This is a genomic window from Pseudidiomarina sediminum DSM 21906 (assembly GCF_000423165.1).
In the GTDB taxonomy this organism is placed as follows: domain Bacteria; phylum Pseudomonadota; class Gammaproteobacteria; order Enterobacterales; family Alteromonadaceae; genus Pseudidiomarina; species Pseudidiomarina sediminum.
The window spans coordinates 706,769-730,090 of the sequence record NZ_KE383983.1; the positions used below are offsets into that span (position 1 = coordinate 706,769).

The 23,322-nt window shown below is 50.4% G+C and carries 14 protein-coding genes; 9 read left to right on the forward strand and 5 right to left on the reverse strand.

Annotated elements, in window-relative coordinates; translation table 11 throughout:
* Positions 1 to 459 precede the first annotated feature (459 nt).
* Both G535_RS13300 and G535_RS0108620 read right to left on the reverse strand, forming a co-directional pair.
* Complete coding sequence (locus G535_RS13300) at positions 460 to 1,809, reverse strand: diguanylate cyclase domain-containing protein (protein WP_051207086.1); 1,350 nt, start codon at positions 1,807 to 1,809, stop codon at positions 460 to 462.
* Positions 1,810 to 1,869: 60 nt separating this feature from the next.
* Positions 1,870 to 3,288, reverse strand: coding sequence for an MBL fold metallo-hydrolase RNA specificity domain-containing protein (locus G535_RS0108620; RefSeq protein ID WP_026861699.1), 1,419 nt, complete (start codon positions 3,286 to 3,288; stop codon positions 1,870 to 1,872).
* 306 nt (positions 3,289 to 3,594) lie between these two features.
* Between G535_RS0108620 and G535_RS0108625 the strand changes: the two genes are divergently transcribed.
* The gene (locus G535_RS0108625; protein ID WP_241970446.1) at positions 3,595 to 5,505 is read left to right on the forward strand and encodes a polysaccharide biosynthesis protein; all 1,911 of its coding nucleotides are present in this window, start codon (positions 3,595 to 3,597) and stop codon (positions 5,503 to 5,505) included.
* 15 nt (positions 5,506 to 5,520) lie between these two features.
* Here the strand turns inward: G535_RS0108625 and csrA are convergent, their stop codons facing one another.
* The gene (gene csrA / locus G535_RS0108630; protein WP_026861701.1) at positions 5,521 to 5,721 is read right to left on the reverse strand and encodes a carbon storage regulator CsrA; all 201 of its coding nucleotides are present in this window, start codon (positions 5,719 to 5,721) and stop codon (positions 5,521 to 5,523) included.
* A gap of 349 nt (positions 5,722 to 6,070) precedes the next feature.
* Between csrA and G535_RS0108635 the strand changes: the two genes are divergently transcribed.
* Positions 6,071 to 6,256 carry a hypothetical protein gene (locus G535_RS0108635; protein WP_026861702.1) on the forward strand — a complete coding sequence of 62 codons (186 nt, stop codon included), beginning with the start codon at positions 6,071 to 6,073 and terminating at the stop codon, positions 6,254 to 6,256.
* Between the two features lie 305 nt (positions 6,257 to 6,561).
* Complete coding sequence (locus tag G535_RS13905) at positions 6,562 to 9,075, forward strand: putative bifunctional diguanylate cyclase/phosphodiesterase (RefSeq protein WP_220095206.1); 2,514 nt, start codon at positions 6,562 to 6,564, stop codon at positions 9,073 to 9,075.
* A 39-nt stretch (positions 9,076 to 9,114) separates the two neighbouring features.
* Here the strand turns inward: G535_RS13905 and G535_RS0108645 are convergent, their stop codons facing one another.
* Entirely contained in the window at positions 9,115 to 10,275 is a 1,161-nt protein-coding gene (locus tag G535_RS0108645) for a DcaP family trimeric outer membrane transporter (protein WP_026861703.1), read from the reverse strand.
* A 179-nt stretch (positions 10,276 to 10,454) separates the two neighbouring features.
* On the opposite strand from G535_RS0108645, the gene acs reads away from it, so the two are divergent.
* The 4 genes from acs (at position 10,455) to G535_RS0108665 (ending at position 17,546) form a co-directional block, all read left to right on the forward strand.
* A complete protein-coding gene (acs, locus tag G535_RS0108650; protein WP_026861704.1) occupies positions 10,455 to 12,398 on the forward strand; it encodes an acetate--CoA ligase in 1,944 nt (647 codons plus the stop codon).
* 6 nt (positions 12,399 to 12,404) lie between these two features.
* Positions 12,405 to 13,052, forward strand: a complete 648-nt coding sequence (locus G535_RS0108655) for a response regulator (RefSeq protein ID WP_026861705.1) — start codon at positions 12,405 to 12,407, stop codon at positions 13,050 to 13,052.
* A gap of 110 nt (positions 13,053 to 13,162) precedes the next feature.
* Complete coding sequence (locus G535_RS14360; protein WP_026861706.1) at positions 13,163 to 17,119, forward strand: S8 family serine peptidase; 3,957 nt, start codon at positions 13,163 to 13,165, stop codon at positions 17,117 to 17,119.
* 10 nt (positions 17,120 to 17,129) lie between these two features.
* On the forward strand, positions 17,130 to 17,546 hold the full coding sequence (locus G535_RS0108665; RefSeq protein WP_026861707.1) for a hypothetical protein: 417 nt from the start codon (positions 17,130 to 17,132) through the stop codon (positions 17,544 to 17,546).
* A gap of 16 nt (positions 17,547 to 17,562) precedes the next feature.
* Here the strand turns inward: G535_RS0108665 and G535_RS0108670 are convergent, their stop codons facing one another.
* Complete coding sequence (locus tag G535_RS0108670; protein WP_026861708.1) at positions 17,563 to 21,051, reverse strand: hybrid sensor histidine kinase/response regulator; 3,489 nt, start codon at positions 21,049 to 21,051, stop codon at positions 17,563 to 17,565.
* A 170-nt stretch (positions 21,052 to 21,221) separates the two neighbouring features.
* Between G535_RS0108670 and G535_RS0108675 the strand changes: the two genes are divergently transcribed.
* Together G535_RS0108675 and G535_RS0108680 are read left to right on the forward strand one after the other, a co-directional pair.
* Positions 21,222 to 21,488, forward strand: coding sequence for a DUF4212 domain-containing protein (locus tag G535_RS0108675; protein WP_026861709.1), 267 nt, complete (start codon positions 21,222 to 21,224; stop codon positions 21,486 to 21,488).
* A gap of 11 nt (positions 21,489 to 21,499) precedes the next feature.
* The gene (locus tag G535_RS0108680; protein ID WP_026861710.1) at positions 21,500 to 23,215 is read left to right on the forward strand and encodes a sodium:solute symporter family protein; all 1,716 of its coding nucleotides are present in this window, start codon (positions 21,500 to 21,502) and stop codon (positions 23,213 to 23,215) included.
* The last annotated feature ends 107 nt before the right edge of the window (positions 23,216 to 23,322 follow it).

The following is a 23,322-nucleotide window of genomic DNA, read 5'->3' on the forward strand; positions in this document are numbered from 1 at the left end:
AACCCTGGTGAGGCCAACGGCTTTGTCGTCGCAGCACTGGTTGTCGCCTTAGCTCTAGCGGTGAATAACTTACTCATCAAAAAACTGCCAGCCCATCATGGGGTGATTGAAACCTTATATTTCACTAACCTGTTGGCATTGCCTGTGGGCATTGCTGGTACCCTTATTGAAGGCTCAGCCTGGTCATGGGACATGGCGTTGCTAGCGTTTGGCTCAAGTATTTTTATTCTTATTTACGCTGCGACCTGTGTGTTTGCCTACCGTGCGGCACAAAGCAACATCGTTTCAAGTGCCGAGTATACCGGGCTTATCGGCGCCGTGGTGGTGGGCATGATCGTATTTGCCGAACAGCCCGAATTGCGTTTCTATATTGGCGCCGCCTTGATCGTTGTGCCGCTGATCTTGATGACGGTGATGCAAAAGCAACCTGCGCGCGCCGAAATTGAAGCTTAAGGTGTGCTAGAGACGCTTTGAGCGTTTGTCGCGATACATGTTTCTGTCAGCTTCCGAGAGCAACTCTGCCACGCTTATCGGTGTGCCATCGTAAATAGCATAGCCGAAACTCAGTGACGGCGAGATGGCATCGCCATGCCATTGGATACTGCTGTGCTCAATCGTCGCTCTTAGTTTTTCTATTTTCCGTTCAATCCGCTGCGGATCGGTGAGGCGATGGAGTATTACAACAAACTCATCGCCACCGATACGTACGACCTCATCATAGCTGCGAACGTTGTTATAAAGTCCGTTGGCCACCAACCGTAGCAACTGATCGCCAGCCAAGTGGCCATAAGTATCGTTCACCGCTTTGAAACCGTTAAGGTCGATGTTCAGCAAGCTAAACGAACGCGTTTTCCGTTGCTTGACGATGCTGTTGAGCTGTTCCATTAAGTAGCGTCGATTCGGCAACCCTGTCAGCTCATCTTGTCGGGCAATAGAGCGTGACAGAAGCAATGCACGCCAAGCCATGAGCGTCGATAACAACACAGCTAGCGCAACTAACCAGCCGACTAAACGCACCGCATGTTGACTCAGGAAAGGTTGTTGCCAGCTTGCCAGGTGATAGTTCGCAGCGATTCGCCAAGTGCCATTGGGAATGCTGATTGGCAAAATGGCATCGGCCTCAGCAAACGTTTGAGGTGAGCCATAAAAGACGGGTTGTCGCGACACTTCATCAGCTTGCCCACTGAGGGCGATACTGGCGTCAGTGAATTGATCGATACCAATTTCCTGTAAAAACTTTTCGTAGTCCATCACCACGCTTACGGTTCCCCAATACTGAGTATTGTGTGGGGCGTCAGTAAAAATAGGAAAACGGGCGATTATGCCGCGCCCGCCTTGTACCAAGGAGACCGGGTTCGTTAGGTACACATCTTGTAGTTCCATCGCGCGCTGTACGGTCACCATCTGCTCGGGGCTGGTGCGAAAGTCAAAACCAATGGAGCTTTGATTATTAGTAGTTGGATAGGTGTACTGAATGATGTTGTCCGGGGCGACGCCAATATTTCGCGCAATGCGTGATTTGTGGAAGAGTCGCTTAGCAATGGCTGGCCAATTATCAGTTGTCTCCTGTGGGCTGACACTTAAAACCGTCGCTAAGCTATCGGCAATATAGGTTTCACGGTAGATTAAGGCTTCAATGGTGCTGCGCACGAGGGCCAAGCGTTGGTCTAAAATGGCTTTGCGTTCGGCTTGTTGTTCTGCTGCGTAGAGATCATGAATTTTCTCGATGCCACTAAAAGCGGCAGTGAGGAAAATGAGAGAAAAGCCTGCAAATAGTGCTTTACGTCGACGACTGTAATGAAAATTCATGGCTAAAACCGTGGCTTAGGTAACTGTAAAGGTAGCCAAGAGCCGTGCACTTGGCAACAGCTATTCGGTTTCGACGATGTGCACGCCACGTTGTAGCAAGTGTTGGGTGAACGCTTGTTGGGCCTCTGCTTCGCCGTGGATCAAGCGCACCTCATCAACGCTCCCTGCGGTTGTTTGCTCAATGAAGTCGGTCAATTCTGCTTGGTCGGCATGGGTGGAATAGCCTCCAAGCGTGTGCACGCCAGCGCGAATGGGAATACGCTCACCCTCAAGCTCGACATAGCCTTGTTTTGGGCCGTAACGTTGAATATCTCGGCCCGGAGTGCCTTGTGCTTGATACCCGACAAAGAGAACATCGGTGCGTGGATCAGGAAGTAGGGCGCGCAGGTAATTGACCATGCGGCCACCAGTACACATACCGCTGGCAGCAATCACAATACAAGGCTCGCCGGTGCTGCTCAAAAAGTTGATGATATGCTCATGCTCACTGTGCGTATTGACGACATGTAACCGACTGAAATCGAGAGGTTTACGGCCTTCCTCTATACGTAATTTTGCTTCCTCGTCCCAGAGTTCGGTAAGTTGTTGGTAGTGCTCAGTCAGAGCGGCTGCCATCGGCGAGTCGAGAATAACCGTGATGCGCGGCCAAAAGCCTTGGTTGTCATTGATGATCGCTTCGATTTCATACAACAGTTCTTGGGTGCGGCCCATGCTAAATGCAGGAATGAGCACCGCACCGCCATCAGCGACACAGCGTTCAACGATACTCTGTAGGCGTTGCATCCGCGATGCACGAGATTCATGTAAACGGTCACCGTAAGTACTTTCAATAAAGAGCAGGTTGGCGCGTTCCAGTGGCGTGGGGTCAGGCAGTAAAGGTGTATTTCGGCAGCCGAGATCGCCTGAAAAAACGACGCGATAACCATCAGGCAAAAGCTGCTCCGCACTGCTGCTGTCGTGGTGCCACTCAAACTCGGCGTAAGCGGAGCCAAGAATATGCCCAGCTTGTCGAAATCTTAGCTGTACCGCGACAGTCTTAGTGGTGCTCTGGTAGAGCGGAATCCAAGTGTCGTAAGCGATTGGGCGAAGTAAGCTTTGCAGTCGTTCGAGTACTTGCGCAATGAGTGCTTTATTTCGGGTGAGGCCAATTTTGAGCGCGTCTTCAATGACCAAAGGCAAAAGAATTGCAGTTGCTTTGGTGCAGTAAATCGGCTGCTGAAAACCTGCCATTAGCAAGTAGGGAATGCGCCCGACATGGTCAATATGGGTATGGGTGACCACCAAGGCTTGCACCGCATCAAGTGAAAAATCAATCTGTTGACTGGCGTCCGTGGGCGTTGCTCCAGACGTTTCTGCGCCTTGAAATAATCCACAATCAATGAGTACGGAGTGTTGTGGGGTAAGGTAAAGCTCATGGCAGGAGCCTGTCACGTGATGATGTGCGCCGTGGTGCTTTACCTGAGGCTGAACGCGTGTCATAAGCAGGTTCCCTGAATGAAGTTGTCGCTGCGACATGGATTGTCGCAGCGACAGAGCACACTTCCTGTGCTTATTAGGTGAGGATTTCACCCTCAGTGACGACATGGAGAATACATGTACGATACAAAAATATAACGTATCAATCCGATTTTTGCCAAATAAACTGGTCGTGAAAATCGTCCGTCTTAACGCAATTTTGATGCGGCAAAGCCACCCGTCTTTACTTGTTTGATGGTAGTATCGTGGTTATACTCGCGTGTCCTTACCGAGACATAAGACCACTTGTTGCTAAGGTGTAAAACCAGTGTGAAATTATTAACATCTCTTTTGCAATTGCCTCGTTCCGCGAAACGTGCGATCAGTGTCATTATTGATATTGTGGCGCTTGGTTTTGCCTTGACGCTTGCGCTCCTGTTGAGCCGATCACAGGTGGGAACAGTAGAGATGAGTACCTGGTTTTCGGTCTACATCTGGTTATTGGTTGGCTCCATCGCTGTCTTTGTAAAGTTAGGCTTATATCGTGCGGTGGTGCGTTATGTTTCGGTACGTGCGTTTATGGTGGTATTGACTGGGGTGATTTTGTCGACCCTACTGCTGTGGGCGTTAGTATCGAGTTTCGATGTTTATCTTCCAGCCACCGGCATCGTCAATTTTGGTTTAACGGCGCTGTTACTTATCGGCGGTTGCCGCTTTCTAATGCGAGAACTGTATCATCGCTTAGTCAGCCGCAAAAAAATTGCCGTAATGATTTATGGCGCTGGCTCAGCGGGACGCCAATTGGCACAAGCGCTAAATAACGGTGAGGAGTTCGCTCCGGTTGCTTTTGTCGATGACGATACGACCCTACAACGAGCGATGTTGTTGGGTATTCCAGTCATTGATCCAAGCCAAGTAAAGCAAACTGTTGCAGAACATAATGTCGAACGCGTGTTGTTAGCACTGCCGAGTGCTTCACGAGCGGTTCGTAAACAAATTTTAGAGTCCCTCGAAAACCTTAATGTACGCGTGCTTACGGTTCCCGGAATGGCCGATATGGTGAATGGTGAAATGGCCATTGACCAATTGCAAGACGTTCGCATTGAAGACCTGCTTGGCCGTGATCCGGTCGATCCAGACCCAGCTCTGATGCAACAGCATATTCGGGATAAGGTGGTGTTGGTCACCGGAGCTGGGGGCTCGATTGGCTCTGAGTTGTGTCGCCAGATCCTTTTGCAGCGACCGAAAGCTCTCGTGCTTTATGAAATTTCTGAATTCGGTTTATATGCCATTGAACGTGAGCTCAGCGAAACCTTAACGCGGTTAAAACTTGGTCCTATTGAGATTTACCCAATTATCGGAACGGTGCAGCGCCGTAATCGTATCGAAGCGGTTATGAAAGCCTTCAATGTTCAAACGGTTTATCATGCGGCCGCATACAAACATGTCCCCTTGGTGGAATACAACATGGTTGAAGGGGTGCGGAACAATGTGTTCGGCACTTGGCATACGGCGGAAGCCGCCATTGCCGCAAACGTCGAGCTTTTTGTTCTCATTTCGACCGATAAGGCGGTGCGTCCAACCAACGTTATGGGCACGACCAAGCGGATTGCTGAGCTAGTGTTGCAAGGCATTGCGCAACGGAACGGCAATACAACGCGCTTTTGCATGGTGCGGTTTGGCAACGTGTTGGGCTCGTCGGGTTCCGTCGTCCCATTGTTCAAACAGCAGATTGAACAGGGCGGCCCAGTTACGGTGACCCACCCTGAGATCACGCGTTATTTCATGACAATTCCTGAAGCGGCGCAGCTTGTTATTCAAGCCGGCACCATGGGTGATTCTGGCGCGGTCTTTGTGTTGGATATGGGCGAGCCAGTAAAAATTGTCGATATGGCGCGTAAAATGATTCATTTGAGTGGTCTAGAAGTTCGCTCTGAGCTTCATCCTGATGGTGATATTGAGATTGTTTATAGCGGCTTACGCCCAGGTGAGAAGCTATATGAAGAGCTCTTGATCGGGGAAAACGTGGTCGATTGCGATCACCCGCGTATTTGCCAAGCCCATGAGCATGCGATGTCCTGGGAACAGGTTGCGGTCTTGCTTGAGCAGCTCAATTCTGCCTGTCAAAATTTTCAAATTGAACGTCTGCGTGAACTGCTTTTGAATGCCCCGACAGGCTATCAGCCGAGTGAAGACAGTATCAATGATCTCATTTGGAGTAAGATGCAGAAACGCGACTAACGCAGCATTGCTGCGTTAGTTAGACTCTTCTGCTTGTGTTGCGGCTGCTTCAAGCTCACGCTGAATGCGGTAGTAGACTTCTTCGCGATGGACACTTACTGATTTCGGTGCTTCGATTTGCAAACGTACTTGCGAACCACGAATGTCTGCAATGGTTACTGTTACGTCATCACCAATCTTCAACGACTCACCAACTTTTCGACTTAAGATCAACATACTTCTTAGTTCCTTGTCTATTCGTATTATTCCTAGGGGTGGAATTGTTTAGTAATTTCCGCAAAGTATAGTTCATTTGTTACGCGTATTGTTGAATTCCAACGCAAATTTAGTTGCGCTCATCGACTCTTTTCCTACTTCTGCTGCCACAATTTTGTCGCAATATTTGCCATTTATCATATTCCCCCGTTTTAGAAGGAATGATAAAAATAACCTGTATTCACTCGAGGCAAAGCGATGCCTCATGTACTTTTAGAGGCGGCAACGCAATGATAATAACAAGAGCGACGTCATGACATCCCACCGAGCCCCTTCTCGCAAGGTCGTCCTTTTTCGAGGCACTGAAGTAGTGTCTAGCTTTGCGCATTATGCAACCACGTCACCGCGGGCTTCGTTGCGTAGTATTCGTAATGAGTTTTATCGTAACCCTGTCTTGACCCATGCGACGCTGGTCGATGCCAAAGGTCGCAAGTGGTCGATTCATCGTCGCACCCACACGTTGAAGCTGCTTTGGCTTGGTTTGCGAATACGCTAAAAGCAGTATCTAACATGTAGGATTTGTGTTTAGATGGACCTTAGGATCTTGATAGCGAACGACACCACTAGCCGATGAAAATAATTAACTCCGATAGACAGGCTAGAGCGGTATTACAGCTGGTTGCATCGATTGCTCTTTTTTTTGCTGGTACGTTGATTTTCCTTTATCGCGTATTCGAGCCGACCCAGCAGCTGTTGTATCACTCGATTAGCTCATCTTTTCAAGTGCTTATGATAGGACTTGGCGGTACAGTGTTGCTGCGCTGCTATCCCACCCAAAAGACATGGGTACGTGTCAGTTCGATGCTCTTCGCAGTGTTGGCTCTGGCAGCTGTGTATGATGGGCTGGCGGGGAGCTATTTTGATAGCTTTCACGCCTATATCCCTAAATCGGTTTACTTTGTCTTTTTGCCATTAGTCCTTGGACAGTGTGCGATTCTGTTGTTTTATCCGGTCCGTCTAAGAACATGGCAGCGCACTTTCTTAAAAGTGAATGGGGCGGTAGCTTTAGGGATTGCATGTGTCTCGCTTTTTTTACTCCTGCTGCACTTATTTTTGCAGTCGCCTTTTCTAGCGAAGCATCCATCCGGAAGTTTGATTGTCAGCATCGCCGGTATGCTGGCAGGCGTTGCCTGTTATGCCAGCTCCTACCGAGGACGTCGCTCACTCCCTTCACTCTCTTCAAATTCGATGAATTTCGCAGCGGTAGCCATGCTTGTTGTGCTGGTCTTTGGCGTGGGTATGTTCCACAACCAAATGAACGAGTTGAAACGAGAGGGAGAGCGCTCCATTGATCAGTTGCGAGAGACGCGTACTGCTTTAGGAGAGAGCTTCATTGAACTGTTTCAGCGCTTGACCGAGCGTTGGGAGAATTACCCTTTAAGCGACCAAGCGCGTTTAATGGAAGTCGATATTGCTGCGTACTTAAAGCATGTGGACTATTTGGACGCTCTGTTGCTGGTCAACGCCCAGCAGGACGTTATGTTTGAACGCTTGAAACCGTCGCGAACTAGTTACTATGAGCGGGTTATGGCGGATAGCGAAGTGCGCCAAACATTGACGCAAGCTTCGCCTGAGAGCGCCATCATTGTGCCTGAGTTTGCAACCACGGGACTGACCGCCAAGTTAGTCCTGTATATGCCGGTAACATTAACTTATACCAATGCTTCCGAAGCGCAACCTTTTACCGCGCTTTTGGCGGTGGTTGATGTGCGTGCATTGTTAGGGAACGCGCTGGTCACAGGCGTGGATAGCGATATTGAGACCTACACGGATATTAGCACCGGACGTTGGCTTGATCGGGCTGGCTTTTGGGTGACGGAACCGACAGCGAAGTACCTCGAAGAAAAAGCCATTAAGCTGCACGATAACGGTGTTGATCTCTATTACAGCAAAGGCATTCCAACCGTCGCCTATTTGTATCGGCTCGACAGCTTACAAAGAACCGCTAATTTACAAATGTTGATTGTCGTTGGCGGCATTGGTCTCGTGCTATTGGTGGTGCTGGTGGTAGAGCGAAATGTCTCACTGGTCCAGCAGGGCAAACAGTTGTTTTATCAAGCACACCACGACGCGCTGACAGGATTGTGGAATCGCAATAGTATTGAGCGATACATTGGTGATCAGTTTCATGACAACCAAGATGTTACCGTGCTGTTTATCGATCTTGATGGATTCACGCTGATCAATGACAGCTTAGGGTTACACGTCGGTGACGCGATCTTGAATCAACTCGCCGAGCGCTTGCAAAGTGAGCAGCCGCGCCGCAGCGAACTGGCGCGGTTTGCCAGTGACGAATTTATTCTCGTGCTGACCGGGATCAGTCATTACCCAGAGCGGGTCGAAAGTCTTGCGCAAGATCTTATGTCCATTGTTGCGCAGCCTTATCGCGTGGCTGAGCATAAGGTTTACCTGACCGCGAGTATTGGCGTGGCCCATCAAACCGATGATGTGCAGACGCCATTAGAGTTGATCCAACGTGCCGATATGGCGATGCATCGCGCCAAGCAATTGGGTTACAACTATGTGCAAGAGTACAAACCTTCAATGGCACAACAAATGTCGTCGGCGACGAGTATGCGTAGTAGCTTGCAAGAAGCCATCGACAATGAAGGGCTACAATTGCATTATCAGCCCATCGTGCGCTGTAATGATCAAGAAGTTGTGCAATACGAGGCCTTATTGCGTTGGCCACAAGCGGATGGGAGCGCGATTCCGCCCGCCGAGTTTATTCCACTTGCCGAGCTGACTGGACAAATTATTCCGCTCAGCCGGTGGGTATTTCGCCAAGCCTGTGAAGATGCGGTTCGCCTACAACAAACGGTAGCGCAACCACGTGTTTCGGTGAATATTTCGGCACTCCACTTTAATCGTGCTAACTTCGTTGATTTTGTCTTAAAAACCTTGGCTGAAACTGGGTGTCGAGGTAGCTGGATTGAACTCGAAATGACCGAAAGTATTCTGCTTGAAGGCAGCAGCTACGCAATTGAACGTCTCCAAAAATTACGTCAGCATGGCATTACGATAGCCCTCGATGATTTTGGCACCGGCTTTTCGAGCTTGAGTTACCTGAAGGTGCTACCGATTGATATTGTGAAAATTGACCGCAGCTTTATCGCCGGCATTCATCATCACAAGAGTGATCGCGTCTTGATCGAGAGCGTGATTCGTATCGCGCAAAGCCTTGATTTTGCGATTTTGGCCGAAGGGATTGAGACCGAGGAGCAGGCGAGCTTTGTCACGGATTTAGGTTGTAATTATATGCAAGGTTTTTACTTCGGCAAACCGGCCCCGATAGCGGACGCTTCAGTTCGATAAAGCAATGCCCGCCTGTTGTTCACAGGCGGGCATTTGCACTTAAAATGTGTACATCGCCATAAAATGCAAGCGGGTCAGGTCGCCATCTAGGCCGGCCTCATTCTCCCGTGTTGCGCGCGATAATTCAGCACCAAAAGTGAGGTTACTTGCCGGCGAGTACATCAGGTTGGCTCCGAGCCGCTGGGTGAACTCTGTGACGGCGTTACCTGTTAAGGCCACGTCATTGTCAGCCCAACCACGGCTGTAAACGAAGTTGCTTCGGAACTTGCTGCTCCAGACGTGACGATAGGCAAGGGTTAGGCCTGAGGCATCGATGGCTTCCAGCTCGCCGTTCGCATCAATAACCGCTCCATTGTAGGTGTTTAAACCGAGATAGCGACCTAAGCCCGAGCCCGTTTGATACGAGGCGCGAATATCATGCTCGCCAAGTTGCCACTTAGCGCCAAGCGAAACCCCATAGCCTGTTGCTGTTTCATCGTTGCCATCGCTATCTACGTCAAAGGCGAGTTGTCGCACAATACCGGCCAGGCTGTACGAGAAGTTGCCACTTTTTCCGGTGTATTTGGCGGTAACATCTGGCACCACACCATCGCTAGAAGTAATGCGAGCCCCGCCACCAAAGGGAGTGATGGTGGTTTCAGGATTCTCTACCGACACACTAAACCCGCCTTGGCTATAACGCACTTGTGGTTGGCGGGCAAAGATAATGCCGTCGGTGGCACCAATGAAATCCACTGATTCGGGCAAAATACTGAGGTTTTGGAAGTTCGACCATGCTTGACCGACCAGCCAGTTGCCATAGGTGAAGTAGGCTTGCCGCAGGCGTGGAGCGTATGAGTTGGTAATACGTTCATCACCAACAGGCACGGTCATGAAGTCGAGTTCAATTCGTGCTTTAATGGTTTCACCGTTGTCCAAATCTTGACGGACATCGAAGAAAAAGCGCGATTGACGCGCATGAAAATCGGTCACGACATCGTCACCGGTACCACCGACAGGGGTGGTACTTGGAATGTAAAATTGACGGCCGATATAGCCACTACTTGGGGCGGTGCCATCTTGATAATCCGACATAAAGGCATCAAGTTTAATATAACCACTGAAGTCCCATTCGGGGTCTGCAGCTTGGGCCGGTGTCGCATGTAAGCCCGCCAGTACAGCACTGGCAAGCAGCGTTTTTGTTAGTTGTTTAGGCGACATTGCGGTGCTCCTTGTTGTGTTCAATACGTGGTGCGTAGTTGCACAAAAAAGCATCGAATGCTTCGGCGAAATAATCAATCTAGACTATGGTCTAATGGTCGCAAGTGGTCAGATCAAAGATGGTAACGAATAACGAACAACGAATAACGAATAACAAAGAGCAATGTGTAGGAGTTAGTATGCAGAACAACGTTTATAAAGTGCCAGCAGAAGCGAAAAGCCGCGCGCACATTGACAATGAAACTTATCTTGAAATGTATCAGCAGAGTGTCGCTGATCCGGAAGCGTTTTGGCGCGAGCAAGGGCAACGTCTCAGTTGGTTTAGTCCTTATACAAAAGTAAAAAACACCAGCTTTGCGCCAGGCGCGGTGGCAATTAAATGGTTTGAAGATGGTACGCTTAATGCGTGCTATAACTGCGTTGACCGTCATTTAGCTGAGCGTGCCGATAAGACCGCCATTATTTGGGAAGGTGATGACCCATCGGTGAGCGAGGAAATCAGCTACCGGCAATTGCATACCGAAGTGTCGCGCTTTGCCAATGGTTTGAAAAAATTGGGCGTAGGCAAAGGTGATCGGGTCGCCATTTACATGCCAATGGTTCCGGAAGCTGCCTATGCAATGTTGGCCTGTGCCCGTATTGGTGCGGTGCATACCGTCGTATTTGGTGGGTTCTCGCCGAATGCCATTGCCGATCGAGTGAATGACTGTGGTGTGAAAGTCATCGTCACTGCCGACGAAGGCCGTCGTGGTGGTAAGACGACCGCATTGAAAGCCAATGTCGACGAAGCTTTGCGCGATGAGCGCTGTCCTTCTGTTGAACATGTGGTGGTGGCAAAAGTCACGCACGGTAACGTGCACTTCGATGACAGCCGCGATGTTTGGTGGGATCAACTGGTGAAAGATGTCCCAGCTGAGTGCCAACCAGAGGTGATGAATGCAGAAGACCCGCTTTTTATTCTGTATACCTCAGGCTCAACCGGCAAACCGAAAGGGGTCTTACACACCACCGGTGGTTACTTGGTGTACGCGTCGATGACGCACCAATATGTGTTTGATTACCACGAAGATGATGTCTACTGGTGTGCCGCCGATGTGGGTTGGATCACTGGTCACAGTTACATTATTTATGGGCCACTCGCGAATGGCGCGACGACCCTCGTGTTTGAAGGTTTACCAACCTACCCAGGTGTGGGCCGAATTGGCGAGGTGGTCGATAAGCATGGCGTAACTATTTTATACACCGCGCCAACGGCTATTCGTGCGCTTATGGCGAAAGGTACTGCGGCTGCGGAAACCAGTTCGCGTCAATCATTGCGTACCTTGGGCTCGGTGGGTGAGCCGATCAACCCTGAAGCTTGGGAATGGTATTACAAAGTGATGGGAGATAGCCGTTGCCCAATCGTTGACACTTGGTGGCAAACGGAAACTGGTGGCATCATGATCACACCGTTGCCAGGAGCAACAGACTTGAAGCCGGGGTCGGCGACACGGCCGTTTTTTGGCGTGCAACCTGCGTTGGTCGATGCTGATGGCAATGAGCTTGAGGGGGCCGTCGATGGCAATTTAGTGATTAAAGATTCATGGCCGGGTCAGAGTCGTACCTTGTGGGGCGATCATGAACGCTTTGAACAGACTTATTTTTCTGCTTATAAAAACCTTTACTTCTCGGGTGATGGCGCCCGTCGTGACGAAGACGGTTACTACTGGATCACCGGTCGTGTTGATGACGTATTGAATGTGTCTGGTCACCGCCTAGGCACCGCAGAAATTGAAAGTGTTCTGGTGGAGCACCCAGCGATTTCAGAAGCTGCTGTGGTCGGTTATCCACATGACTTAAAAGGACAGGGTATCTACGTTTACTTGATTGCGATGGCGGGGACAGAGCTTTCGGATGACCTGACCAAAGAAGTACGCAATTGGGTGCGCAGCGAGCTAAGCCCCATAGCTACACCTGACTTCATTCATTGGGCTCCTGATTTACCGAAGACGCGTTCAGGCAAGATCATGCGTCGCATCTTGCGGAAGATTGCGGCCAATGAATTTGAAAACCTTGGTGATACCTCTACGCTTGCCGATCCAACTGTGGTAGATTCGTTGATAGAGAATCGACTGAACAAATAAGCGTATATGGCCAAATTTCTTATTGCTGATGATCACCCGTTGTTCCGCGAAGCGCTCCAAGGGGCGCTTGCCAATCACTATCCCGAGTTGGCGTTACGTGAAGCGGGTGATTTAGAAGCAACGTTGGCCGCACTCAATGAAGACGATGAGCTTGATTTGCTGCTGCTCGACCTACACATGCCGGGCAGCGGCGATCTTTATGGGCTGATTCGTATTCGAGAAGACTTTCCTTTATTACCCATTGCGGTGATTTCGGGGGCCGAAGATGCCACCGTGGTCGCCAAATGTATTGGTTTTGGTGCGCTTGGTTTTATTCCTAAATCGCTATCGTCCGCGCATATTGCAGAAGCTATAGATGCAATCCTGCAGGGCGACACTTGGGTCCCCGAAGCGGTGCGTGATCGTCTTGAGCAAGTAAGCGATGAAGACCAAGAGTTGGCTCGTAAGGTTGCCGACCTCACGCCGCAACAATATCGTGTGTTATTCCTCCTGCATGAAGGCTTGCTGAACAAGCAAATTGCCTATCAACTCAACATTACTGAAGCAACGGTGAAAGCTCATATTACAGCGATATTCCGCAAGCTCGGTGTTTATAGCCGTACCCAAGCGGTGCTTCTTGCGGAGCGTTTGCAGTTAGAAGCTCCTGTTAGTTAAGTGAAATAAAAATTAACAATTTTTACACAAACGCTCTGTCTGAATGCTTTTTCTTCTGCTAGAGTTGGGTGATGTTATTCGTCGCTAATAATTAAAATAGGACCGAAATCATGACGACCCCTCGCTTAAATTTGCGGCCCGCTGTGGTTGCCTTGGCTGTTGCCTCGACTTTGACACCTGCGCTTGCGCAGCAATTTCATCCCGTAGACGTTCCAGCGCCGCAACCGATGCATTTGCACCAACTGGAAAAGAACGCCCAACAAGCTGATTTACAACTTGTCCGTAAGTACGATGTTACGCGCTTTATCGTTGAGCTTGAGGCTCCGGCCGTTGCGACCTACAAAGGTGGTATCGCAGGCTTCACGCCAACTGCACCTGTTGCGACTGGCACGACACGCTTGCAAGCGACAGCTCCTGCTGTTCAAAGCTACCAACAGCATCTACTGAGCAAACAAGAACAAGTGATGCGAGGGTTAAAAGCGCAAGTCAGTGGTCTAGAGGTGAAACATCAACTGACGTTAACCTTCAATGGCATGGTCGTCGAGCTGCAAGGCAAGCGTGAAGATACGCAAATGCTGCGTGCGCAATTGGCGCAGGTGCCAGGGGTTAAACGCGTTTATGAAGATGAGAAGTACTATGCCAGTACCGGGGCTTCGACCGAGCTCATCAACGCAGGTCCAGTATGGCAGCTGTTAGGCGGTCAAGAACAAGCTGGACGTGGGGTGAAAGTCGCGATTATTGATGGTGGTATCGATCATGATCACCCATTGTTTGATGGTACCGGCTACCCGGCGACCAGTCGCCCTACCAAACCGGATTACTGTACGACCGAGCCTACCTTTTGTAATGACAAACTTATTGTCGCGCGCTGGTATCCACCGGTAGGTGAGGTTCATCCTGAAGAAACTGAAACTCCTGCGGATCACAATGGTCACGGCACGCACGTTGCAGGAACAGCAGTAGGTTTACCGGGTTCAGTGACCACTAATAGCGGTACGACGTTAAATATGACCGGGGTTGCTCCAGGGGCTTATTTAATGGTGTACAAAGCCTTGTTTAGTAATGCTGAAGGCCGTGGTGAAGGTGCCTCATCGCAATTGTTGCCGGCTATTGAAGATGCCGTTGCTGATGGTGCCGATATTATCAATAACTCTTGGGGTGGTGGCCCTGGTGGTCATCCAAGTGATAGCCCATATGCGGCAGCATTTGCCGCAGCCCGTGCCGCCGGTGTTTTAACCGTAACAGCCGCGGGTAACGATGGCCCAGGCGATCGGACGGTAGGTTGTCCGGGCTGTATCGAAGACGGTTTAACGGTTGCGAATACGAAGTACGGCCGAGGTTATTACCCTGCTGTGAAGGTGCTCGGTGAGAATGAAGTTACCGCACGCGTTGCTTCCGGTGGCTTTACCTTGAATGCCGCCATTAATGGTGATTTGATGCTCGCCGAAGAGGAAGGTGACAAGCTTGCTTGTTTGCCGTTCGCGCCGAACACCTTCACCGGAGCCGTGGTTCTTGTGCAGCGTGGCGAATGTAACTTCAGTCAAAAAGCATTCAATGTGCAGGCTGCAGGTGCTGCCGGGATGATTGTTTACAATAATGTCGAAGCGCCGTTGCTGATGAGTATCGGTGAGGAAACTCTGCCGACGGTGTCATTGCCGTTAAGCGCGGGTGAAGCCATTGCCAACGGGTGGGACAGCGCTGATGACGTGAGCCTATTACCTGCGGACTTCCGCATCGATACCGCTGATGTAGATGTGTTGGAAGCTTCGAGTTCACGTGGGCCGAATGGTGACTCGACCTTCTTGAAGCCGGATATCGCGGCACCAGGCACCTATATTTTGGCGCCAGTTCCTGACGATAGTGCTGACTTCTTGACGGGGACCTCAATGGCGTCGCCGCATGTTGCTGGTGCTGCCGCATTGTTAAAAGATCAGCGTCCAAGTTTGAATGCGGACCAATTGAAATCAATTTTGATGACTTCAGCGGACGCTGGTGTTCGTGGTGATGATGCGCTTACGCCATCGACGCCGTTTGAGCGTGGTGCAGGTCGTTTGAATGTTGACAAGGCCGCGAAGACTTATGTGGTCGTCGATACTCCGTCGCTGGTTGATAACGCTTGCGTGGTCTCTTGTACGTTCACCCGAACCTTTACCAACATTGGTGATAACGATTATTCGTTCACGGTCGCCACGCAGTTTGACGACAGTGGTTTAACCGCTGACGTTGACACGTCAACCTTTACGTTAGCGAGCCAGCAAAGTGTCACGGTAACCTTTGAGGTTGCTTCATCTTTCGCCGACGAGGGCTGGAATTTTGGTGAGGTACTGGTGAGTTCTGGTAGCCATCCTGAGTTACGCTTGCCGGTCGCCATTTCCGCTAAAATGTCGGATAACGCTGCGATCGCGACCATCGCACAAACCGGTGGTGAGGTTGCACTCAATAGTCCGTTTAGCGTGTCAGCGCGTGGCGCTTTAGGCAGTACTGGTGCACCGGTCACCATGCAAGTGCAGGTGCCAGCAGGTGCCAAAGTGGTTGCTGATGACGTGACCTTTACCGAAGTTCGTGCGACTGCGACAGATAAGGGCGTCAACAGCGCTGGTACACTAGTAACCTGGGAAGGTCAGCAAACTGATGAAGCCAATGTGGCGTCGATCGCTCCTGTTACCGCCAGTCCGTTCGCCGGTTTGACCATCGCCGATCTGATCGGTAGCTCAGGCAATGAGGTTTGCGCTGACGGCTGTGATGACGCGATCTTCTCGCTGCAGATTGGCGATCTTGGCGGTATCTATTTAGATGGCACACGCTACGACGCCATTACTATTAGTTCAAACGGTATTATTGGTGCCGGTGATAATGCTGCCGCATTTGCAACCAGCGCGAACAATATGATGATTCCAAGCGACGCGCCACCGAATGCGTTCTGGGCACCGTTCTGGACCGACCTCGAAATGGGCGTGAATGCTGGTGGTGGGCAGATCAACTTTGCTGCATTTGGAACAGAAACCACGACCTATCTTGCTGTCGAGTTTGAGAGTGTACGTCGCTGGAATGACACATCAGGTGATCGCTATTCGTTCTCAATTATTTTCGAGATGGGCACGAGTAATGTCTACTTCAACTACATTGATTTACCAACGCAGGCACCGGGTCGCTTGACCATTGGGGCGGAGTCGGGAGCTGATGCACTTGGTGTTATTGGCGCGCAGCGCTACTTTAATAGTAACGGTAGCTACCCAACCTCTGGCACAGTGTTGCAACCAAAACTGATGCGTGGTGAACGGGCATCAGTAGAAATGGCCTTTGATTTGGTGGTCGACACCATTGCGGATGCGCCTGACATCGACTTAAGTATTGGCTTAGATACCTCTGTTACGGTCGACCCAAGTGACAACCTAAGCCATTTAGGTCGTGACTTGCTTAGTTTGCTAACGGTCACGTCTGGCGACCAATCGTACAATGCAGTCTTAGCGAATTCGATTGCAAGCGAAGGCGAGCTAACCTTGGAAATCGTTTCAGGTCCAAGTAATGGTACTGCTGAAGTGATTGATGGTAAGAAGCTGAAATACACCCCTGATAGCGGTTTTGTTGGCGATGATAGCTTTACCTATCGTGGCGTCGATGGCGCTGGTCAGCCAACGACAATAGCTGAAGTTGCTATCGAGGTGGCTGCGAATAACCCGCCAAATGCGAGTATTAGTGCGCCATTGCAACGGGTGCCAAGTGGTCAAATGGTCACGCTTTCTGCGGCGCCAAGCGGAGATCCAGACGGTGACGTGTTAGCCTACTCATGGACGCAAACCGCAGGACCGAGCGTGGAGTTATCAGCGCCAGGTGAAGAGACGACGTCATTCAATGCGCCACAAGTAAGCTCTGAACAGGTATTGAGCTTTGAGCTCACCGTTACGGACGGCGCGTTGGAAGATAAAGCTTCGATTGATATTACGGTTTACCCGCGTGAAAGCGGTGGTGACGACGATGACGACACTGAAGGTAGCTTCGGTGCCTGGTTAGGCTTATTAGCGTTACCGTTCGTGTTGTTCCGCCGTCGTGTGCGTCAACAGAAGTAAGGAGAGCAAAATGAAAGGCTTGCTAGTCGCTAGTATGACCTTAGCACTTGCCGGTTGTAGTGGTGCCGAAATGGCACCACGCAACACCCCTGAGGCGCAGCCCCAAGTGGTCGCTACCGCGGCTACTGTGGCGGAGCTCGACCAGCAAATTCGCTCGATGGTAGGCATGGCTTATGCCGAAGACTTTGCCCAGTGCCGTCTGGCAGAAGTGGGGCATCGTCCTTGTGGTGGTCCGCAGTACTTTATTGCGTACTCGACAGCCTCCGTCGATGAAAAAACGTTATTGAGTTTGATTGACGAACACCGCCAGTTGCAGCAAGACTACCAACAAAAGCATGGCGTGGTAGGTACTTGTGAAGTGTTGCAACGCCCATCGTTGGCTTACGTTGACGGACGCTGCGTGGCGCAACATCACTTGGTGCGCTAAGCGAAGCCTAGCAAGGCTATTTCGCTAGCTTCTCCAAGTGTTTCAGCAGTGCTTTCAGTTGAGCTGGTTTGACCGGCTTGGCAATAAAGAATAACCCTTGCTGTTTTGCTTTCAGTCGTACTTGGTCATCGCGCATGGCGGTGACTAAGGCGCCTGTCACCTCTTTCCCCCAGTGTGTTCTAAAGGCTTGGATCAAGCTCAGGCCGTCATGTTCATCGTCACCAAGTTGATAATCCAATAACACCCCATCAGGTTTCGGGTGATGCTTTGCATAATGTAGCGCTGTGGCGCTGCTGGTAAAGGTTTCGACCGTGCAGCCCCATTTTTCGAGCAAGGCCCGTAGTGCATTGAGGTTCTCTTGGTCATCATCAATGCAAACTAACGTCAGTGGAGCGTTGGGAACGCCGACCTGCGGCTCATGTTGTGGTGCATAAACTTGTGCCGCGGAACCTGTGGGCACGGTCACTGAGAAGCAACTGCCGCGACCTTCGACGCTTTTGAGTGTCAACTCACAATGCAATTGCTGGCTCATCCGCTTGGCAACGCTTAACCCTAGTCCAACACCTTCAACCCGCGTGTTCTTACCACGATAAAAAGCATCGAAAATACGGTTACGTTGTTGGTAGGTGATGCCGGGGCCAGTGTCCCAAACGGCAATCTGAATATTTCCGCTGCGCTTGCGTACACCAAGTAAGACCTTGCCATTATCACGATTGTACTTCACTGCGTTGGAGAGGAAGTTTTGTACAATTCGACGTAAGTAGGTCGGGTCAGTATAAATGATAGCGTCTTGCCAAAATGCCCGTATGCTAATGCCGCGTTGCTGTGCCAACACACTATATTCATTTAGCAAAGGTTGAATGATGGTATGCAACTGCACATGGCGGAAGTTTGGCTGTAATGCCCCTTGATCCATTTTGGCAATCTGTAACAGGGTGCTAAGCAAATGCTCAGTAGAGGCTAAGGCGGTATCTAACCGCGAAGTGAGTTGCTGGTTGTGCTCAGTGAGCGTGGTTTCATCAATGGCGGACAGGTACAGCCGTGCTGCGTTAAGCGGTTGCAAAATATCGTGACTGGCAAGGGCAAGGAAGCGCGTTTTCGAGGCGTTTGCCTCTTCAGCCTCTTGCTTGGCTTGCTTGAGTTCGACTTCGACCTTACGACGACGGTCAATCTCTTCGGTCAATTCGTTATTGATTTCCCGAATTTTACGTTGGCGCACGTCTATCCGGTGTTCAAGGTTAATGTTCGCCTCTTCCAGTGCTTGGGCGGTTTCAACGTGTTCGGTAATATCGGTAAAACTAGTAACGAAGCCACCGTTAGGCAGCGGGTTGCCAACCATTTCAATGACACGGCCATCTCCGCGACGACGAATAAAGCGGTGCGGCGACCCCATTTGCATATAGTTCAAACGTTTGTTGACCAGATCATCGATCTCACCTAAGCCGCACTCGCCACGCTCGGCGTTATAGCGGATCAGTGTGGCGATAGGCTGGCCAGGTTTAACCATGCCTTCGGGGTATTCAAACAAATCGAGGTAGCGTTTGTTCCAAGCGACCAGCCGTAATTCAGCGTCAATAACACTAATGCCTTGAGCAAGGTTTTCCAGCGAGCTAAATAAAATCGATTGCTGGGTTTGCAGTGCTTGGGTGGTATCGTCGAAAAAATGCACCACTTCTTCGAGGTGTAAACGGCGGTCGCGCATGGCCGCTTCAATCAATGAGCGGGCAGTGGCGGCACCCAGCACGCCGGTAAGGGCGCGCTCGACGTAATCAATGAACGCACGACTTGCGACGTCGTCTTTGTTGCTATCATCAATATGAACTTGTTGCGCATCATTGAAGTAGGCCACGAGTTGCGTGGTGCGTTCATGCCCCACAAAGGTTTTCAGCAGCAATACCATGTCGCCATTGGTGGCTTGGTGATGCCGACCGACAGCGTACTCTTGCATCTTGACGCGAGGCTTCACAAAAGCCGTGGCTTGAATTCTATCGACCAAGCGCGCCTGTGCAATCAGTGAAAACACCACGTAAGCGATGAGGTTTAACGCTAAGCTAATGACCGTACCTTTAGTGATAATGCTGGTGGCACTGGTCTCTGTGGTAAGGTATAGCGGTAGTGCGACACTAAAAAGCCATGCCATTAAGCCAACGCCAAGTCCAACATAGACGCCACGGGCGTGACCGCGACGCCAATACAAACCACCGATGATGGCCGGTAACAACTGCAATACTACTGAGAAGGCAAGTAAGCCAATACTCACTAACCCAGTTTGTGAGGCCCAAAGGTAATAGCAAAGGTAAGCCAGCAGTAAAATGACGCCAATCGCCACACGGCGGATGAACAGTAAGCGGCTTTGAAACGAACGGACTTCAGATTGTTGTTGACCAGCTGGCATGCCAAAGGGAAAGCGCTGTCCGCGCTGCAGAATCAGCGGCATGATGACATCGTTGGTGACCATGGTACTTAGGGTCACGGAGGCGATAATGACCATGGCCGTGGCCGCAGAAAATCCTCCGATAAATATCACCACCGCTAACCACGTTTGGTCATGTAAAAGAGGCAGTTGCAGCGCATAGGTTGAGGCATCGCCACCGGTGCCAAGGAGGAGTTGACCGGTCATCGCGATCGGTACGATTGCTACGGCTATAAGCAGTAAGTAAACCGGAAATCCCCAACGGGCGGTGCGCAGATGATTCACATTGACGTTGTCGACAACGGTAACGTGAAACTGGCGCGGTAAACATAAAATGACCCCAGCGGCCATTAAGGTTTGCACAATAAAATCAAACTCGGTAAAGGCTTGCCATGTCCACTGTGGCTGCGTCGGTTGCTGGATGTGTTGCCAGAGCCCGACCGGTGAGACATCACTGAACAATGACCAGGCGAACCAGCCCGCAGCGAGCAGTGCGATAAGTTTCACCGCTGACTCAAAAGCAATGGCTAAGATCATGCCATTGCGAAAGGCGGTCACTTCAATATGCCGGGTACCAAACAGCATGGCAAACACCGCCATAATTGCCGCCGCCGCGAGCTCGTTAATCGAAAGCTCGGTCAGTGCGGTGGTGTTTTCTGTCAGCACCACGAAGGTGAGCCCCACAGCTTTCAATTGCAAAGCAATGTACGGAATCGTTGCGAGTGCCGCGATTAAGGTGACAAATAAGGCCAGCCGTTGGCGCTTGCCGTAGCGACTGGCAATAAAGTCAGCAATGGAGGTGATGTTTTGCTGCTTACTCACCGAAACCAATTTTTCAATCACTGGCAGGCCAAACACGAATAGCAAGAAGGGCCCTAACAGAATAGGTAAGAACGCCCAACCAAAGTGGGCGGCATTACCGACAGCACCATAATAGGTCCATGACGTGCAGTAGATTGCCAGTGACATGCTGTATACGGTTGGCCGGTAACTAAGGCGGTTAGCCCACGAACCTGTTTTATCACCCCAATGCGCGACGGCGAAGAGTAAAGCGATGTAAGAAAGTGAGGCAAAAATGAGCAACAGCGTCATGGTGGCGTAACCTTGTGTTCAGGAAGTCAAACAGTACCTATTGTGACTGCGACAGGTCAAGCGTGGATCAGAAGCTTGTTCGACCAATGTCGTATTTCGCGTCTGAGAACAGCCGACTAGATTGCTTAATGTACAAACAACAAAAATAACAGAACAACCTGGAGGGCGTTATGGCTTTCAAAAGCGAAGAACTCGCAAAAGCCTACTGGCGCGAGAATATCGGATTGGTTTTAAAACTACTGGCAATCTGGTTTCTGGTGTCCTATGGCTTTGGCATTATCCTTGTCGATTGGCTTAATCAGTTTACCTTTTTTGGCTTCAAGCTGGGCTTTTGGTTTGCCCAACAAGGCGCCATCATTACTTTCGTCATTCTTATTTTCGTGTACGTGAAGCGAATGGCGGCGCTTGATAACAAATACGAAGTTCACGAAGAGTAAGGGGCCGCATCATGGATATTCAAACGCTCACGTTTATTATTGTCGGCCTAACATTCGCCCTTTATATTGCCATCGCAATTTGGTCGCGTGCGGGTTCAACGAATGACTTTTATGTCGCTGGTGGTGGTGTTCATCCAGTGTTAAACGGTATGGCGACAGCTGCCGACTGGATGTCAGCCGCATCTTTTATTTCAATGGCGGGTATTATCGCTTTTGCCGGCTATGACGGCAGTGTTTACTTGATGGGCTGGACCGGCGGTTATGTTCTTCTCGCTCTGTGTCTTGCGCCTTACCTACGTAAGTTCGGTAAATTTACTGTGCCGGACTTTATCGGTGATCGGTATTACTCACAAACGGCGCGAACCATTGCCGTACTATGCGCAATTTTGATTAGTTTTACCTATATTGCGGGTCAAATGCGTGGGGTCGGTGTGGTGTTCTCGCGCTTTCTAGAAGTTGAGATTGCCACTGGTGTTATTATCGGTGCGGTGATTGTGTTCTTCTACACTGTACTTGGCGGAATGAAAGGGATTACCTATACCCAAGTTGCGCAGTTCTGTGTACTTGCATTCGCCTATTTGGTGCCCGCCATTTTCATTTCGATTTATATGACCGGTCACTTTTTACCGCAATCTGGTTTCGGTGGTACCATCGCTGAAGGCGTTGCAGGTGAAGGCAACTTCCTCTTGGCGCGTCTTGATGGTTTGTCCGAGGAACTTGGCTTAGCTGCTTATACCGAAGGCGTGCGTAGCAAAATTGATGTGTTCGCCATTACCTGTGCTTTGATGGTCGGTACAGCAGGTTTGCCGCACGTGATTGTGCGTTTCTTTACCGTACCTAAAGTCCATGACGCACGTCGTTCAGCCGGTTGGGCATTGGTGTTCATTTCATTAGTTTATTTGACCGCACCATCGATTGCTGCGTTTGCTAAAGTAAACTTAATCAACACCTTGAACGGTCCAGAACTCACTGGCGTTGAGTATGAAAATGCGCCAACTTGGGTTAAAAACTGGGAGAAAACCGGCCTCATTACGTGGGAAGACACTAATGGTGATGGCAAAATGTTCTACTCAGGTGATGAACGCAATGAGATGACCGTTGACCGCGACATCATTGTGTTAGCGAACCCTGAAATTGCAGATTTACCAGCATGGGTTGTGGCTTTGGTTGCAGCAGGTGGTGTTGCTGCGGCACTGTCAACGTCAGCAGGCTTACTGCTGGTGATTTCAACCTCGATTTCTCATGACTTATTGAAACGTACCTTGGCGCCGAACATCACCGACCGGCAAGAGCTGCTCTCGGCACGCATCGCCGCTGCTGTTGCGATTGCTTTGTCGGTGTGGTTTGGTATTCATCCGCCCGGCTTCGTGGCGCAGGTGGTGGCTTTTGCCTTCGGTCTCGCCGCGGCAAGCTTCTTCCCTGCGATTATCTTGGGGATCTTCCACAAACGTATGAATAGTACGGGTGCGATTGCGGGGATGGTGGTAGGTGTGGTGTTTACCTTGTCGTACATCATCTACTTCAAGTTCATCAGTCCTGAACTGAATACTGCTGAGCATTGGCTCTTCAGCGTGTCACCAGAAGGCATTGGTACTGTGGGAATGCTGTTGAACTTTATTGTTGCGGTCGCCGTGCATAAGCTCACTGGTGATGCTCCGCAGCAAACGCAGGAGCTGGTGGAGTCGATTCGTTATCCGCGCGGTGCGGGTGGTGCAGTCGATCACTAAATGAGGAAGCCCGGCATTACGTCGGGCTTTTTTTTTTGATTCGAGCGCTACGCTCTTCGTTAATCGTTATTCGTTATTCGAAAAACCAAGAAAAACACAAAATAGTT